This is a genomic window from Archangium sp., assembly GCF_045802675.1.
Classification (GTDB): domain Bacteria; phylum Myxococcota; class Myxococcia; order Myxococcales; family Myxococcaceae; genus Archangium.
In genome coordinates, this window is sequence record NZ_JBJMQO010000139.1 from 13,354 (window position 1) to 28,831 (window position 15,478).

A 15,478-nucleotide genomic window follows, 5' to 3' on the forward strand; every position below is an offset into this window, starting at 1 on the left:
GGGCCTCAAGGTGCCTTGTCGCTCGCGGTCGCGGGAGTCGCGGGCGGCTTCGACGCGGGTGACAGCTTCCACAGCACCCGCTCCACGTGCTGCGAGTAGGCGGGATGTACCTTCCCGGCCTTGACCCCTCGCTGGAGCGCACGCTGGTAGCAGGCGAGGGACTCGTCCAGTTGGCCCGCGGCCTCCAGCGCCTCGCCCAGGCTGTCGTGGACGTTGGCCGAGTCGCCGTACAGCTCGACGTTGCGCCGGAAGACGGAGATGGCGGCCTCGGCCTTGCCGCTCGCCAACAGCTGGTACCCCAGGGTGTTGACCGTGTCCTCGGAGGGCCGGACCTCGTAGCCGAGCCGCTTGGACAGCCGCGCGTAGTTGGCTTCCAGCCGCGCCAGGTCGCCCGAGCGCAACAGCGCCTCGGTCACCCGCATGTCGGCGAAGGCGGCCTCGAGGCCATCGTAGAGCGAGCGGTGGGGCGTGCTGCCGTGATGGTCGTTCTCGAGGAAGGAGTAGCGCCACGCCAGCCGCTCCGGATGGGTCTGCTCGAGCGTCCGCGCGAGCTGCTGGATGGGGTTGAGCATGCCGTCCCCCTCGTTGCCCATGCTCATGTAGAGGAAGCGCTCCTGCGCGGGCAGGCGCTCGAGGGACTTCACCGCGCCCCGGACGAGCTCGCCCTCGTTCCACCACAGGCTCGGGCTGATGGCGATGTACGCGTTGAAGCTCTCCGGGCGGTTCATCAAGGCGTGCAGCGCGAAGAGCCCGCCGAACGAGTGGCCCACGAGGACGCGGTAGGGCCGCGTGCGGTAGCGGGCCTCGATGTACGGGGCGAGCTCCTCCTCCAGGAAGCGCAGGAAACGGTCCGCGCCGCCCGCGGTGGGGAACGACTGCGCGATGCTCCGCCCGGAGGTGTCCCCGGGCACGGGGAAGTTGCCGTGCGCCGGCGGGGTGAGGTCCCTCGTGCGCACCGTGTTCGCCACGCCCACCACGATCATCGGGGGAATGTGCTGGTTGCCGGCGAGGAACTGCACGACGCCGGTGGCGTGGTGGAAGTGCGCGTCACCGTCCAGGAGGTAGAGGACGGGGTAGCGCTCCGAGGAGCTCTCGTACCCCGGCGGCAGGTAGACGAGCACGCCGCGCTGCTCGTCGAGGAGGGCGGAGTGCAGCGAGTGCTTCGTCCCGAGCTGGATGGGCACTCCGTCTCCCGGAGGGACCGCGGCCACGCGAGAAGGCCCGGACACGCAAGCGGAGAGCAGGAGTGCGGCACCCATCCACGGGAGAAATCGGCGCATGGGCGCATCCTACCCGCTCAGGCCCAGAGCTCGCGCGCGAGCGTGTCCACCAGGGACGCGGCGACCTCCGGCGAGGGCATGCCGGCCTCCGTGACGAGCGAGTCCTCCAGCGGTGCGGCCACCTCCTCGCGCAGCGTCGCCACGGCCTCACGCTGGGCCTCGCGCAGGGCCTCGCGCTCGTTGGCGGGGAGCTGCTCCCGAGCCCAGCGGTCGATGGCCCAGGACAGCTCGGCGTGCCGGGTCTCGTCCTCGGCGATGCGGGCCATGACGCCGCGCACCTCCGTGTCGCGCGCGTGCAGCGCCTGGTGGTGCGCCACCAGCGCCCCGAACGTCTCGCGCACGCAGCCCTCCACCGCGTTGTCCAGGGCCACCGCGAAGAGGGAGCGCGGGGGCAGTGCCTCCACCTCGGGCCGCTGGGGCGTCGCGCCGAAGCGGCGGGCGAGCCGCGCGCTGACCTCCGTGTGCAGCACCTCGTCCATGGCGCTCCTCAGCGCCGCGTCCCGCAGGGCCACGTCCGCACCGAGCAGCTCGAGCTCCTCGCGCAGCCGCAGGAAGGCATTGATGGAGGCCGCCTCCAGGTGCGCGGCCGACGCGAAGTGCCGTCCCAGTGCGTCCGCGCAGGCGACGCCCTCCGCGGTGCGCAACCCCGCGGGCCTCCGGCCGATGGCGCAGCCCGGCGAGCCCCGCTCGATGACGTCACTCCGCGTCTCCTTCACCTCGCCCGAGGCGGACACCTCCAGGACGTAGCGCGTCACCGCCGTGTTGGCCCCGCAGGCGAAGCCCTTGGTTGCGATGACGTTGAAGCCTCCGTCGACGTTCGTCCGCACCGCGCCACGGTCCAGCTCGGTGCAGCTCAGGTTGTAGCCCTGCGCGAAGGCGAGCAGCGCGGCCTCCTGGGGCGTGTCGATGGTGCCCAGGAAGCTCTTGAAGGCCTCCAGTGTCGTGAGGGCCGCCACCTCGTCGCCCCGCGTCGTCGCGAGGTAGTACGCGACGCAGACATCCACGCAGGTGGAGGCGAAGCCACTCTGGGAGGTGAGGCCGCGCAGGGCCGACTCGCACGCCGCGGTGTCCGAGGCCGTTGCGCAGGCCGTGCCCGCGGAAGACACCACCGCCCCCTCCGCCATGCCTCCGCCCCCGTACGTGGTGATGCGCCGCAGTTGCACGAAGTCCGGCGGCACCGCGGGAGACAGCTCGCGCACCGTGAGGTTGCTGTTCTCGCAGACGGGAGCGGAGTAGCCCGTCAGGTCCACGTTGCCACAGCCGGCGAGCACCAGGGGAGAAGCGAGCGAGGCGCGCAGGGCGCGGGTGAAGAGTTGGCGCAGCAGGGGCGAGTCCATGGATGGCTCCGGTGGAATGAAGTGCGACAGCCAACAGCAACGCGGATGCCATGGCCTCCACGGCACGGTCTCCAGAGTGAAGGGCGTCGGCGGCTCACGCCCGGAGCGCCCTGCCGGGCTCAGAAACCTGAGGACCCGTTGGCCCCGAGCACCTCTGGCGAACCGCCGCTGCACAGCGCGCAGCGCACTGCACACACTCCGAGCGTGGAGTCCCCTCTGTACGGGGTGTGGCCCTCGGGTTGCAGAGAAGCGGACATCATGACGCTCTCCCCCCACCTCACCCGGATGTCCCTGCTGCTCTCCCTCCTGCTGCTCGCGCCCCGCGTGGGCTTCGCCCAGGAGCAGACCTCCCAGCCTCCCTCGGAGGCTCCCACCGCGCAGGAGGACGCTCCCAAGGCGCAGCGGGATGCACCCACCGCGATGCAGCCGGAACGCACCGCCGACGCCCCGCCGCCGGGCTCCGGCGCGCACCCGAGCATGCGGCTGACGCCCACTGCCGAGACCGACCGCCCCTCCCAGTCCCTCCGCGTCCTGGCGGAGGTAGGCGCCAGCCTGCTGACCGGGATCGGAGGAGGCTTCCTGGGCTACATGTCCACATGGGCGGTGTTCTCGACCGGCATCAGCAACGCCCCCTTCTACGCGCTTGCCGCCCCCACCCTCGTGGGCATTGGCCTGGGGCTCTCGCTGGGGACCTACTGGGGCGGACAGGTCGCGGGAGGCGATGCGAGTTTTGGTGGCACGGTCCTGGGAGCGCTCGTGGGAGGCACGGCGGCCCTGCTCATCGGTGCCATCCCCGATGGCAGCCCCCTCATCGGCGTGCTGCTCGCGCCGCCCTTCATGCTGCTCGGCTCCATCATCGGCTACGAGAACACCGAGCACGGAGGAATCCCGCTCAAGCGCGTCCAGCCGATGCTGAGCGTCTCGCCTCGCGGGGCGATGATGGGCCTGGCCGGCGCCTTCTGAGCGCTCCGGCCGTCAGCCGTCCTTGAGCAGCTCGTGGAGGACCTCGGTGGCGTAGGAGCCCTTGGGCAGCTCGAAGGTGAGCACCAGGTCCTCCCCCTCCACCTCCAGCGCCGGGTTGCCGAGCCGCACCCGGTAGGGCCTGCGCCCGCCCTGCGTCTCGTCACCGCCGCGCTTGAAGTCGTCCAGCGTCACGCCCTCGTCGGCGAGCAGCTTCGCCTCGGCCTCGGCGACGGCGTGGGTGGCGGCGGTCATCTTCGGCCCGAAGAGGGGCCCGGCGGGGCTCACCTCGAAGGAGGCCACGCGGGGCCCGTCCACCTCGGGGGCCTCGCAGACGAAGAGCCCGCCCGAGTCCTCGCGGCGCAGCACATCCCCCAACAGGGCCGTGTCGAAGGTGCCCGCGCGCAGCCGCTCCACGAGGGCGCGGTTGAAGAGCCGGGACTGGAAGGCGGAGAGGTACAGCTTGCGCTGGAACTTGTCGGGGCGGCGCGGCAGCCGCTGGCCGAGCACCAACAGGCGGCCGAAGTCCGCGTTGTCGCCCTCGCGCCCGAAGCGCTGGTCGCCGAAGTAGTTGGGCACGCCGCGAGCCCCCAGCCGGGTGAAGCTCTCGCGCGCGGCGCCCACGTCCTTCACGCCCCGGAGGCGCAGCCGGAAGCGGTTCCCCTTGAGGTGCCCGGTGCGCAGCTTGTTGCCATGGCGCCGCGTCCACAGCACGCGCACGCCCTCCAGGGCGAAGTCCGCCACGCGCGGCTCGGCCTTCGCGGGCACGGAGAGCAGCTGCCGGGTGATGGCCTGCCGGTCCTTCATGCCCGCCACGCCGATGTCGCCCTCGTCCACGCCGAGCGCGCCGGCCAGGGCCTTCACCAGCTCGCGGGTGTCCCGGCCGCGCTTCTCCACCCAGAGGTAGAGGTGCTCGCCCTCGCCCGAGGGCTCGTAGGCGGGGAGCTCCTCCACCTCGAAGTCCTCGGGGACGAGCTTGAAGGCGCCGCCGCAGCCTGGCACGTCCTCGGTCAGCCGGGGCCGCTCCGCGCTCATGTCAGGAGCCCCCGAGCGAGGCGAGCATGTCCTTCACGCGCCGGGCGAGATCCTCGTCCGCGCGCGACTCGAGCAGCTCTCCCGCCTGGAAGAGGAGGAAGAACATCACGTCGCTGAGCGCCTGGCGGAAGGAGGACAGTGGCTCCACGCCCAGGGAGCCCCGGTACTGCTCGTAGGCCTCCACCAGCCTCGCGTCCGACAGGCTCCCGTCCTGCGCGAAGGCCAGCCCCGCCAGCACGGGCGAGGAGGACAGCGCCTGTCCCGACAGCGCCGCGTTGGCCGAGGCGATGAACTCGCGCGCCAGGCCCTGCTTGGACACCTCGGTGGCGATCTCCCGGAAGATGCGGTTGAAGACGCGCACCACCTCGCGCACGTCACTCACCGGGGCCTGCTGCGCGGGCTGGGTGATGGCGCGCAGGCCCGACTGCGAGTGCCTCACCGAGGCCATGCCGGTGGAGGACGGGCGCACCACGGGGATGCCCATGAACATCTTCGGGCGCACCGCGGGGATGCCGGAGAGCGACTGCGCCGAGCCGCCCATGGGCTTGTCCGACAGCTGCACGAAGCCGCCCTCGAGCAGGCCGTAGACGACCTTGGTGACGTCGAACTCGGACAGCCGCGAGGCCTGTCCCAGGTCCAGCACCGTGCGGCGGCCATCCACCAGGGCCAGCACCTTGTCCTCGTCCGCCTCCAGCTTGGCGTTGGACATGCCCTTGCGCAGCACGAAGAGGCGGCTGTGGGGGATGCGTTTGCGGAAGTGCGCCAGCTCGTCGATCTTCCGGATGCTGTCCATGAGGAGGCTCTGGGTGGACAGCTGGATGTTGTGGCCGAGCTTGTCCTCCACCGGTTGGTCCACGAGGAAGAAGCTGCCCTCGCGGCACAGGACGATGGCGTGGAAGATCTCGCTCACCTGGTGGGTGACGCACTTGAACAAGTCATGCGCCTGGAGCAGGCCCCGCTCCACCAGGGTGCGGCCAATCTTGGAGGGCGGCTGCTCGCGCAGCACGGCCTCGAGCTGGGGGCGCTCGAGGTAGCCCAGCCGGACGAGCACCTCGCCGAGCCGGTCCGCGGCCACGTCGGACGTGGCCCCGCGCACCTCGCCCTCGCGCAGGATGACGGAGCGCTCGCCGCCGGGGGCCTGCACGCGCACGACGCCGCTCCAGCGGGCCTGGCTGAGGAAGGCGATGAGGTCGGAGAGCGGGAAGCCGGCCGCGTCGCCGGAGAGCACCACGCGCGGGGTGGGCAGCGAGCCGCCCTCGGCGGGGGAGCGGGAGAAGACGAGCAGGTCCGGCGAGGTGGGCTGCAGGACGTACGAGCCCGTGCGGCCCGCCAGCGCGGGTGCCTGCTGCTGGGAAGCGCCCGCCCGTTCATCGGGAACGAGCTGGGTGCCGTCGATGCGGAAGCGCTGGCTCATGACACCCGTCTAGTCGGCGGCCCAGGCGTTGTGGTTCGCCTGCCACTCGGTTTCGTCTTCCAGCGTGTGGGTGAGCACGCCCTCGTTGAGGCCCAGCTCGGTGACGAAGAGGCGGCCGTTGAAGAAGAGGCTGGGCGTGCCGTGGATGTTGGCCGCGTTGCCCATGGCCTTGTACTTCTCCAGCTCCTGGGCGTAGGTGCCGGCCTGGAGCGCCTTCTGCAGGTCCGCGCCCTTGAGGCCGAGCTTGTTGGCCAGGGCCACGATGTTGGCGGTGGACAGGCTCTGGGCGTTCTCGAAGAGGGCGTCGTGCATCTCCCAGTACTTGCCCTGGTCGCGCGCCCACATGGCCGCCTGGCCGGCGGGGAGGGCGTTGGGGTGCATGGGCAGCGGGAAGGGCACGGCGCAGAAGCGCACCTTGCTGGGGTTCTTCTTGGCGAAGCCCTCCACCACCGGGCGGAACTTGCCGCAGTAGGGGCACTCGAAGTCGAAGAACTCCACCATCGTCACGGGCGCCTTGGGGTCGCCCATGCACATGCGCGGATCCACCTGGAGCGTCTGCCGGGGGGCGCGGAAGGAGGAGTAGTACTCGGAGAGGGCGACGATGATGTCCGAGGCGGCCACGCCCTCGGCGGCCCTCTGGGCGGCGAGCCGGGCCATGCGCTTGCCGTGCTGGCACGTGGTGTGGCCCTTGAGGCACTGGCCCAGGGTGTGGGGGCAGCCGCAGTAGCAGAACTCATCCGTCAGCACGCTGGACAGCTCGCGCTGGGCGGCGGGCGGCAGGGCGGAGAAGTCCATGCCGGGGATGCCGGAGAGCACCGAGCCCCCGGAGGACGGCGCGGCGGCCGGGGGCGGCGTGGCCGGAGCGGGGGCGGCGGGCCGGGGCGCGGCGGGCTTGGGAGGCTCGGCCGCCTCGGAGTTCTTGGAGCAGGCGGAGGCCGTCAGCGCGAGGGTGAGCGCCAGGAGGACACGGTTGCGGCGGTCGGGGAGCACGGCGCCGGTCTTAGCCATGCGCGCGGGGCTTGTAAAGCAACCCCGGCTCTGCGAGGGAGGGACCCCGTCTATGCCCAGAATCCTCCTGCTGCACACCGGCGGCACGCTGGGGATGGCCGGGGGCCGGCCGTCCGCGCTGCGCCCCGCGGCCTTCTTCAAGACGCTCAAGGCCCGCTGCCCCGAGCTCTTCCAGGTCGCCGACATCGAATTGGAGCTCTTCTCCAACCTGGACAGCTCGGAGATGCAACCCGAGCTGTGGAGCCGCCTGGCCGAGCACCTCTACCGCCGGTTGCCGGACTTCGACGGCGCGGTGGTGACGCACGGCACGGACACGCTCGCCCACACGGCCAGTGCCCTCTCCTTCATGCTGCCCGGGCTGCCCAAGCCGGTGGTGATGACGGGCTCGCAACGGCCCCTGGGTGAAATCCGCTCGGACGCGCGGCTCAACCTCATCGACGCGGTGCTCTCCGCCCTCCAGGGCCCGCCCGAGGTGAGCATCTGCTTCGACTCCCACCTCTACCGCGGCAACCGCACCCGGAAGGTGAAGGTGTCCGAGTACGACGCCTTCGAGAGCCCCAACTTCCCCCTGCTGGGCATCCTCGGGGTGGACGCCACCTTCGCCCCGGGCCTGCGCCAGAAGGGCCCCTTGCGCCTGCGCGAGAAGCTGGAGAGCCGCGTCTTCCTCCTCAAGGTGTTCCCCGGGCTGGACCCGGCCCTGCCCCTGGCCCTGCTGCCCCATGTGCGCGGCCTGGTGGTGGAGGCCTACGGCGCGGGCAACTACCCCGTGGACGACAAGCTGGGCCGCTCCCTGCTGCCGCTCTTCCGCGAGGCGCGCCAGCGCGACGTGCCGGTGGTGGTGGTGAGCCAGGCCTACCGCAACGGGGTGGACCTCACGCTCTACGAGTCCGGGGCGGCGGCCCTCAAGGAGGGCGCCCTGAGCGGCGGCGACATGACGCCCTCGGCGGCGCTGGTGAAGCTGATGCAGGGGCTCGCCTACCACCGCGACAGGGAGACACTGGCCCGCTTCATCGAAACGCCAATTGTCGGGGAGATGACCGAGCGAGCGCCCGCTGTGCGGGAAGCACCGGCCAAAAAGTCGAGGCGCGCGCGTTAAGAGAGACCATCCCAGGGGGTCCGGCCCGTGGCCTGCTTGCTGGCACCAATCATCGACCCATAAGATGGGGGGCACGATGTCCGACGAGAAGACCGCCGTCCATTCGATTTCGGACCTGCTGGGGACCGCCGCGCCCCAGCAGAGCGCGTATCTCATCGTCATCAGCGCGAAGTCCGCCTCCGGCATCGGCCGGATGTTCAAGCTGGACCGCTCCGAGACGGTGCTCGGCCGCAGCGTCGAGGCGCAGTTCCAGGTCGAGGACGATGGGATTTCTCGCAAGCACGCCAAGGTGGTGTCGCTCGGGGATGGCCGCTTCCAGCTGGTGGACCTGGGCAGCACCAACGGCACGTTCCTCAACGGCCTGAAGGTGAGCGCCGCGCCGCTGTACGACGGCGACAAGATTCAGATCGGCTCCAACACGGTGCTGAAGTTCTCCATCCAGGATCAGCTGGAGGAGGCCTACCAGCGCAGCATCTACGAGTCGGCCACGCGCGACGGCCTGACGCGGCTGTACAACAAGAAGTACTTCATGGAGACGCTGCGCAAGGAGTTCGCGTACTGCGTGCGCCACCGGGAGCCCCTGGCCCTGGTGATGTTCGACGTGGATTACTTCAAGAAGATCAACGACGTGTACGGGCACCCGGCGGGCGACTACGTGCTCACGCGCATTGCCCAGCGGGTGAGCGACACCATCCGCACCGAGGACCTCTTCGCGCGCTACGGAGGCGAGGAGTTCGCCCTCATGCTGCGCGAGTCCACCGAGGAGCAGGCCCTCTCGTGCGCCGAGCGCTGCCGCGCGGCGGTGGACCGCACGGACTTCATCTTCAGCGGCACGCCCATCAAGGTGACCATCAGCCTGGGCGTGGCCACGCTGCACGACTCGGACTACACGCAGGCCGAGGAGCTCATCTCCGCGTCGGACAAGTACCTGTACCGGGCCAAGCGCGCGGGCCGCAACCGCGTGGACGGCAAGGCCTTCAGCGGTCCGTGAGCGGCGCGCGCCCTCCCCTCACGGAGGCCGGAAGCCGAGCCGCTCCAAACCCCGCCGCGCCACGTGCTGGACGTGGGAGTCCGAGTCGTCCGCCAGGGCCTGGCTGAGCGCGGAGGCCGCGAAGGGGCCGCCCAACGAGCCCAGCGCCTCCGCCGCGGCCACCCGCACCGAGGCCACCCCATCCGCCTGGAGCAGCTGGGCGAGGGGCTTCACGTCCTGGGCGCGGCCGAGCCGCTCCAGCGCGCGCACGGCGGCCTCGCGCACCTCGGGGGACGGGGACTCGAGCAGGGCCACCGCTGTTTCTCCCTGATTCATCTGGCGCTGCTGGCCCACCACGCCGAGCGCCGCGGCCACCACCTCCGGCGCGGAGTCCCCGAGCGCGGCGGCGACGGCGGCATCTCCCTCGGCGGAGCGCGGCATGGCGAGCGCCCGCACCGCACCGGCCCGCACCGGCGCCTGCGCGTCCTTCAACAGGGGGGACAGCACCTGGAAGCGGCGCCGGCCACCGCCCTCGCACCCGGCGAGCCACCCCACCGCCTCGCCTCGAGCGTCCGCGGGAAGCCCGGCATCGCGCGCCACCTCCAGCAGGAAGGGCTCACAGGCCTTGTCGGTGGCCGCCACCTCCAACCACACGCGCCGGGTGTCCGGTGTAGCCCCGTCCGCGCGAAGACGGCGGCCCGCGGCCTCCATCAGCGGCAGGCCCTCGGCCTCGGCGAGCCCCCGGGCCGCCAACCGGCGCACCAGCACCTCCGAGTCCCCCAGGGCGCGCTCCAGCTCGCGCTGCGCCAGCGGCCCGTAGCGCCGCAGCGACTGCACGGTGGCACGCCGCTGCGCGGAGTCCACGGAGGCGAGCCCCTTCTGCAGCTTCTCCAAATCCCGCGAGTAGACGGCGAAGAGGCGGTTGATGAGGGCCTGATCCGGTGGCGTGGCCTCCTGCACCAGCATGCGGCCCGCCGAGGTGCCCTGCTTGTCGGCCACCTGGAGGAGCGCGGAGGCGGCGGCCTCGTCCCCGGACTCGGGGCGCTGGGCCATGGCCTCCAGCAGCACCCGGGCCGGTGGCCTGCCCAGGAAGGTGGCGAGGTGGAGGAGCGCCTCGCCCCGGAGGGAGGGCTCCTCGGAGTACACCTCCACCTCCAGCGCCTCCCGGAGGGCCTCCCGGCGGGCCCAGATCCGGGCGGTGGCCGGGCCCCCCTTCGCCCCCGCGTCCTTCAGGAAGGAGACGGGGGAGCGTCCCGCGTCGGCGGCGGCCCGCACGGCGGTGAGACAGGCGAGCACCTCGTCCTTGGCCGGGGCCTCGGCCACCCAGTCGGCCAGCATCCGGGGCTCGAGGAGTCCCCTCACCTGGGCCTCGGCCCGCAGGGCGCCCCAGCGCACCCGCCAGTCCAGGTCCGTCATCGCCGAGCGCAGCGCCGTCCGGGCGGGGAGGCCGGGCTTGCCCCGTCCCAGCTCCAGCACCCAGGCATCGGTGCGGCCGGTGGTGACGCACAGCTGGCACACCCGGGTGCGGAGGGCCAGCTCCTGCACATGCCGCTGGCAGGCGGTCCAGCAACCCAGGGTTCCCTGGCCGTTGTGCTGGCCGGCCGACAACACGAGGACGAGGAAGAGGGCGGGGCTCACGGTGGGTCTACTTTAGCCTACGCACCTGATCCTTTTCTGCGGGCGTCCTTGCGTTTTCACGCCCGCTGCGTCATATCGGCGCCCCTTACATTTCTAGCGCATACGGAAGGAGGTGACACATGCCCGGCATTCGAGTGAAGGACGGCGAGTCCATCGAGAGCGCCCTCAAGCGCTTCAAGAAGGCTACCGAGAAGGCAGGAATCCTCTCCGAGATCCGCAAGCGTGAGCACTACGAGAAGCCTTCCGTGAAGCGGAAGAAGAAGGCTCTCGCGGCCAAGAAGCGCGCGGTGAAGAAGGCGCGCAAGACGTACTAGCCGCCCCGTCGGGAGCTGGGGTCGCGTCAGTCCCGTGCCCTGGCTCCCGTCCGTGTAGCACCCTTCCCACACATTTCCTGGAGCCCTGCCATGGCCACCGTCAGAGAGCGCATCGACGCCGACCTCAAGGACGCGATGCGGTCCAAGAACGAGCTGAACCTCAGCGTCCTGCGGATGCTCAAGAGCGCCATCAAGTACAAGGAAGTGGAGCCCGGCGCCACCGGCCCTCTGGATGAGGCCAGCATCCTCCAGGTCATCGGCACCCTCATCAAGCAGCGCCGCGACTCGGTCGAGCAGTACAAGACCGGCGGCCGCCCCGAGCTGGCCGAGAAGGAAGAGGCGGAGATCTCCGTCCTCCAGAACTACCTGCCCAAGCAGCTGACCCCGGACGAGCTGCGCGCCGAGGTCCAGGCCGCCATCACCCAGGCGGGCGCCAAGAGCGCCAAGGACATGGGTGCGGTGATGAAGCTCGTCAGCCCCAAGCTGCAGGGCCGCGCCGAGGGCCGCGCCATCTCCGAGGAAGTGAAGAACCAGCTGTCCAAGCTGTAGCGCTTTCCCAGGACCCAGGCCTTGAACAGCGCCGGGCGGGCTCGTCTTCGAGAACTTGCCCGGCTGCTGATCGGCCATTAAGGGTAGTCCGGTCGTCTTCCCACCCGTCTTCCGGGCGGCTCGCGACGCACCGAAATGCCCTTCCTGATCCCCAACTCCCCCCGTCGCAGGACCTACACCTCGCATGTCAGGAGCGTGGTCCATACTCGTCCGCACGGGTCGGTGCGCGGACCATGGCGGTCCGGTGACGCCAGGCACAGGGGGTGGCGCTCGTGATCCCCGAGCACAAAATCCAGGAGGTCCTCGAGCGGGTGGACCTGGTGGGGCTCGTCTCGCGCTACGTGGAGCTCAAGAAGGCCGGCCGCGAGTTCAAGGGCCGTTGCCCCTTCCACCAGGAGAAGACGCCCTCCTTCTACGTCGTCCCCGAAAAGCACTTCTATTTCTGCCACGGGTGCCGGGCCAGCGGTGACGCGGTGTCCTTCGTCCAGCGCTACCTGGGGAAGACCTTCATCGACGCGGTGCGCGACCTGGCCCGCGAGGTGGGGGTGGACCTGGAGGCGGCCCAGGACCCCGGCGCCCGCGAGCGCCAGCAGCTCAAGGAAGTCACCGATCAGGCCGCCGAGCACTTCCGCGCCCTGCTGTGGGAGGAGGAGGGGCGCCGCGCCCGTGCCTACCTCGCCAGCCGTGGCATCTCCGACGAAACGGCCCGGGCCTTCGGGCTGGGGTGGGCCCCGGCCGCGTGGACCTCGCTGGCGGACCGGCTCACCAAGGTGGGGATGATGGAGTGGGGCCTCAACGCGGGCCTCGTCTCCAAGCGCCAGAAGGGCGAGGGCTACTTCGACTTCTTCCGCAGCCGCCTCATCATCCCCATCCGCGCCCCCGAGGGCCGCCCCATCGCCTTCGGCGGCCGTCTGGTGGACGCCGAGGACGGCCCCAAGTACCTCAACTCGCGCGAGTCCCGGCTCTACAACAAGAGCGAGACGCTCTTCGGCATGGACCAGGCGCGCGATGAGATCCGCCGCCGCAAGGCCGCCGTCCTCGTGGAGGGCTACTTCGACTGCATCGCCCTGCACCAGGAGGGGGTGAAGCACACGGTGGCGCTGTGCTCCACCGCCCTCACCCCGGGGCACCTCAAGGTGCTCGGCCGCGCCGAGGCCCGGGAGCTCTTCCTCCTGCTGGACGGTGACCAGGCGGGCCTCAACGCCGTGGAGCGCCTGGCCGGCCCCCTGCTCGCCGCTGGAGCGGCCGCCAAGGTGGCCCTGCTGCCCCAGGGCGACGACCCGGACACCTTCATCCGCCGCGAGGGCTCCGCGGGCCTGGAGCGGCTGCTCACCGAGGCCCGTCCCCTCACCAATCACGTCTTCCTCACCCTCCTGCCCCAGGGCAGGGACGCCAGCTTCGAGGAGAAGATGGCCGCGCTGGAGCGGCTCAAGCCCGTGTCGGCGCAGCTGCCGGTGGGGCTGGTGCGCTCGGCCTTCTTCTCCGCGCTCAGCGCCTGGTGCGGCCTGCCCGCGGCCGAATTGGAGGCCTCGCTGCGCAGCAAGGCGCCCCCGCCGGTCAATCCCGTGCCCAAGCCGGGACAGCAGGGCCGTCCCGGTCAGCCGCCTGCCCGGGGAGTGGCCGCCCAGGGGGGCCCCGCGCCCCGTCCGGCCCCGGTGAAGCCCCCGGACGCCCTGGAAACCCTCTACGTGGCCGCCGTGCTCAGAGAGCCCCGGCTCCTGGTGCGCGACACCTTCCGCGTCTGCGACGAGCTGGCCCACCCCGGCCTGCGCCTGGTGCTCGCCCACGCCACCTCGGGCCATGGCGCCGAGGACGCCCTCTTCGAGGCCCACGACACCGTGAAACGCGCCGTCGAGGCCGCCTCCCGCCAGCTCGCCGAGCAGCAGGGCTCCGCCCTCGAGCACTACTTCCTCCAGGTGTGCCGCGCCATCGTGCTGCGCCGCATCAATCAGCAGCTGGACTACATCAAGCGCACCACCAGCCAGACCGCCGGCGCCCACGACCTGTCCGACGACACCCGGCGCCTGCTTGCTCAGCGCATTGAACTGCTCGCCTTGAAGAAACGCGTGGAAGAGGAAATCCGCCCGCCTCCCCCGGGAACAAAGGCCCCCATGCAACCGGTTTGAGTTCGCGTTTGTAAGAATCCTTCACTTTGCGATAGATCGGCCGGCTCGCTCCAGGCCAAGCCCCTGTTTTCTTAAGGAGAAGTACCCGAATGCCGACGCAGAAGCCCTCCTCGAAGGTGGCCGTCAAGCCCAAGAAGAAGGTGGCCCCGGAGATCCGGAAGAAGAAGAAGTCCCCGGAGGAAGCCTCGGCCAAGGGTACCGAGGGCTCTGAGGCCAGCGCCTCCCCCGCGCAGAAGAAGGCGGACAAGGCCGCCGCCGCGGAGAAGACCGCCGCCGCGGAGAAGGCCACCGAGACGCTCAAGAAGCGCAAGGCCGTCACCCAGGTGGATGAGGGCGACGTGGACCCCGAGGAGGCCGCCGAAGAGGCCGCCGCCGCCGTCGAGGTGGACCCCGACGCCGTCGAGGACGAGGTGGACGAGGAGCCCATCGCCGACCGCAAGGAGGTCAAGGATCTGCTGGCCGCCGGCCGCGAGAAGGGCTTCCTCACCTACGACGAGGTCAATGACGCCCTGCCCGCGGACATCGTGTCGTCGGATCAGATCGACGACGTGATGAGCATGTTCGGCGACAACGACATCGAGATCGTCGACGCCCAGAAGGCCGCCCAGAGCACCGAAATCAAGCCCACGGTCGCGGTGGAGGAAGAGCGCGCCGAGGCCGACGAGGAAGAGAAGGACGAGGACGACGAGCCGGGTGGCAAGTCCAACGACCCCGTCCGCCTCTACCTGCGCAAGATGGGCAGCGTGAGCCTCCTCACCCGCGAGGGCGAGGTGGAGATCGCCAAGCGCATTGAAGACGGCGAGAAGGAAGTGCTGCGCGCGCTGCTGTCCTGCCGCGTGGCCATGGTGGAGATCCTCGACATCGGCAACAGGCTCAAGACGGGCAAGCTGCGCGTGCGCGACGTCATCAAGGACGCGCCCGAGGAGGCCCAGGCCGAGGGCGAGGAGGCCGAGGTCGAGGTCGCCGAGGAGGGCGCCGAGGGCGAGTCCCAGCCGCAGCAGCTGGCCCAGAGCGAGCTCAACAAGATCGAGCAGATCAACAAGCAGATCGAGCGCATCCGCAAGTTCGCCAAGGACTGCGAGGCGCTGGACTCGGAGCTCTCCGGCAAGAAGAAGCTCACCGAGGTGAAGAAGAAGGAGCTCAAGCAGGAGCTGAAGGATCTCCGGACCAAGATGATGGAGGTCCTGGAGGAGATGCGGCTCAACAAGAAGCAGGTGGACCGCATCGTCCTGAACCTCAAGGGGCTCATCGAGCGCGTGGAGAAGGCGGAGGCGGAGCTGCGCGACCAGGAGCGCCGCTACGGCGTGCCCCTGGACACGCTGCGCGAGCTGCTGCGCGAGGCCAAGGAGGACCCCGAGGCCCTCAAGAAGGCCCAGCGCAAGCTCAACATCACCAGCGAGCAGCTGGACGCGCTGGAGCGCGACGTGCGCACGTCCACCCGCAACATCAAGCGCGTGGAGGAGGAGGCCAACCTCGAGGTGGAGGAGCTGCGCCGCAACTACGAGGCCATCCGCATGGGTGAGCGCCGCGCCGAGCGCGCCAAGACCGAGCTGGTCGAGGCCAACCTGCGCCTCGTGGTCTCCATCGCCAAGAAGTACACCAACCGCGGCCTGCAGTTCCTGGACCTCATCCAGGAGGGCAACATCGGCCTGATGAAGGCGGTGGACAAGTTCGAGTACAAGCGCGGCTACAAGTTCTCCACCTACGCCACGTGGTGGATCCGCCAGGCCATTACCCGCGCCATCGCGGAC

General features: G+C 70.6%; 13 protein-coding genes. 7 read left to right on the plus strand and 6 right to left on the minus strand.

Features of this window, described 5'->3' with window-relative positions:
• Positions 1-5: 5 nt before the first annotated feature.
• Together ACJ8AN_RS38795 and ACJ8AN_RS38800 are read right to left on the minus strand one after the other, a co-directional pair.
• Positions 6-1,280, minus strand: coding sequence for an alpha/beta fold hydrolase (locus ACJ8AN_RS38795; protein ID WP_407760662.1), 1,275 nt, complete (start codon positions 1,278-1,280; stop codon positions 6-8).
• A 17-nt stretch (positions 1,281-1,297) separates the two neighbouring features.
• Positions 1,298-2,617 (minus strand): ferritin-like domain-containing protein, encoded by a 1,320-nt coding sequence (locus ACJ8AN_RS38800; protein ID WP_407760663.1) that lies wholly within the window; start codon positions 2,615-2,617, stop codon positions 1,298-1,300.
• Between the two features lie 258 nt (positions 2,618-2,875).
• Here ACJ8AN_RS38800 and ACJ8AN_RS38805 point away from each other — a divergent pair, with 258 nt between their 5' ends.
• On the plus strand, positions 2,876-3,580 hold the full coding sequence (locus ACJ8AN_RS38805) for a hypothetical protein (RefSeq protein WP_407760664.1): 705 nt from the start codon (positions 2,876-2,878) through the stop codon (positions 3,578-3,580).
• Positions 3,581-3,592: 12 nt separating this feature from the next.
• Here the strand turns inward: ACJ8AN_RS38805 and truD are convergent, their stop codons facing one another.
• Genes truD through ACJ8AN_RS38820 form a run of 3 tightly spaced genes read right to left on the minus strand, consistent with a single transcriptional unit; the run spans position 3,593 to position 7,034 of the window.
• A complete protein-coding gene (gene truD / locus ACJ8AN_RS38810; RefSeq protein WP_407760665.1) occupies positions 3,593-4,612 on the minus strand; it encodes a tRNA pseudouridine(13) synthase TruD in 1,020 nt (339 codons plus the stop codon).
• Position 4,613: 1 nt separating this feature from the next.
• A complete protein-coding gene (locus ACJ8AN_RS38815) occupies positions 4,614-6,026 on the minus strand; it encodes a DUF4388 domain-containing protein (protein ID WP_407760666.1) in 1,413 nt (470 codons plus the stop codon).
• A 9-nt stretch (positions 6,027-6,035) separates the two neighbouring features.
• On the minus strand, positions 6,036-7,034 hold the full coding sequence (locus ACJ8AN_RS38820; RefSeq protein ID WP_407760667.1) for a DsbA family protein: 999 nt from the start codon (positions 7,032-7,034) through the stop codon (positions 6,036-6,038).
• 52 nt (positions 7,035-7,086) lie between these two features.
• On the opposite strand from ACJ8AN_RS38820, the gene ACJ8AN_RS38825 reads away from it, so the two are divergent.
• Positions 7,087-8,130 carry an asparaginase gene (locus ACJ8AN_RS38825; protein ID WP_407760668.1) on the plus strand — a complete coding sequence of 348 codons (1,044 nt, stop codon included), beginning with the start codon at positions 7,087-7,089 and terminating at the stop codon, positions 8,128-8,130.
• A 76-nt stretch (positions 8,131-8,206) separates the two neighbouring features.
• On the plus strand, positions 8,207-9,121 hold the full coding sequence (locus ACJ8AN_RS38830; protein ID WP_407760669.1) for a diguanylate cyclase: 915 nt from the start codon (positions 8,207-8,209) through the stop codon (positions 9,119-9,121).
• Between the two features lie 18 nt (positions 9,122-9,139).
• On the opposite strand, the gene ACJ8AN_RS38835 is transcribed toward ACJ8AN_RS38830, so the two are convergent.
• Positions 9,140-10,738, minus strand: coding sequence for a HEAT repeat domain-containing protein (locus ACJ8AN_RS38835; protein ID WP_407760670.1), 1,599 nt, complete (start codon positions 10,736-10,738; stop codon positions 9,140-9,142).
• A gap of 119 nt (positions 10,739-10,857) precedes the next feature.
• Here ACJ8AN_RS38835 and rpsU point away from each other — a divergent pair, with 119 nt between their 5' ends.
• The 4 genes from rpsU to ACJ8AN_RS38855 form a co-directional block, all read left to right on the plus strand.
• A complete protein-coding gene (gene rpsU, locus ACJ8AN_RS38840; protein ID WP_002621505.1) occupies positions 10,858-11,052 on the plus strand; it encodes a 30S ribosomal protein S21 in 195 nt (64 codons plus the stop codon).
• A gap of 90 nt (positions 11,053-11,142) precedes the next feature.
• The gene (locus tag ACJ8AN_RS38845) at positions 11,143-11,601 is read left to right on the plus strand and encodes a GatB/YqeY domain-containing protein (protein ID WP_407760671.1); all 459 of its coding nucleotides are present in this window, start codon (positions 11,143-11,145) and stop codon (positions 11,599-11,601) included.
• Between the two features lie 272 nt (positions 11,602-11,873).
• Complete coding sequence (gene dnaG / locus ACJ8AN_RS38850) at positions 11,874-13,727, plus strand: DNA primase (RefSeq protein ID WP_407760673.1); 1,854 nt, start codon at positions 11,874-11,876, stop codon at positions 13,725-13,727.
• 89 nt (positions 13,728-13,816) lie between these two features.
• Positions 13,817-15,478, plus strand: a 1,662-nt coding sequence (locus ACJ8AN_RS38855; RefSeq protein WP_407760672.1) for a sigma-70 family RNA polymerase sigma factor, incomplete at its 3' end; no start/stop codon positions are given.

What these genes read in the sequence shown, in the direction of transcription:
- ACJ8AN_RS38795 (WP_407760662.1), bottom strand. Translation starts at nt 1,280, where the DNA reads ATGCGCCGATTTCTCCCGTGGATGGGTGCCGCACTCCTGCTCTCCGCT.
- ACJ8AN_RS38800 (WP_407760663.1), bottom strand. Translation starts at nt 2,617, where the DNA reads ATGGACTCGCCCCTGCTGCGCCAACTCTTCACCCGCGCCCTGCGCGCC.
- ACJ8AN_RS38805 (WP_407760664.1), top strand. Translation starts at nt 2,876, where the DNA reads ATGACGCTCTCCCCCCACCTCACCCGGATGTCCCTGCTGCTCTCCCTC.
- truD (WP_407760665.1), bottom strand. Translation starts at nt 4,612, where the DNA reads ATGAGCGCGGAGCGGCCCCGGCTGACCGAGGACGTGCCAGGCTGCGGC.
- ACJ8AN_RS38815 (WP_407760666.1), bottom strand. Translation starts at nt 6,026, where the DNA reads ATGAGCCAGCGCTTCCGCATCGACGGCACCCAGCTCGTTCCCGATGAA.
- ACJ8AN_RS38820 (WP_407760667.1), bottom strand. Translation starts at nt 7,034, where the DNA reads ATGGCTAAGACCGGCGCCGTGCTCCCCGACCGCCGCAACCGTGTCCTC.
- ACJ8AN_RS38825 (WP_407760668.1), top strand. Translation starts at nt 7,087, where the DNA reads ATGCCCAGAATCCTCCTGCTGCACACCGGCGGCACGCTGGGGATGGCC.
- ACJ8AN_RS38830 (WP_407760669.1), top strand. Translation starts at nt 8,207, where the DNA reads ATGTCCGACGAGAAGACCGCCGTCCATTCGATTTCGGACCTGCTGGGG.
- rpsU (WP_002621505.1), top strand. Translation starts at nt 10,858, where the DNA reads ATGCCCGGCATTCGAGTGAAGGACGGCGAGTCCATCGAGAGCGCCCTC.
- ACJ8AN_RS38845 (WP_407760671.1), top strand. Translation starts at nt 11,143, where the DNA reads ATGGCCACCGTCAGAGAGCGCATCGACGCCGACCTCAAGGACGCGATG.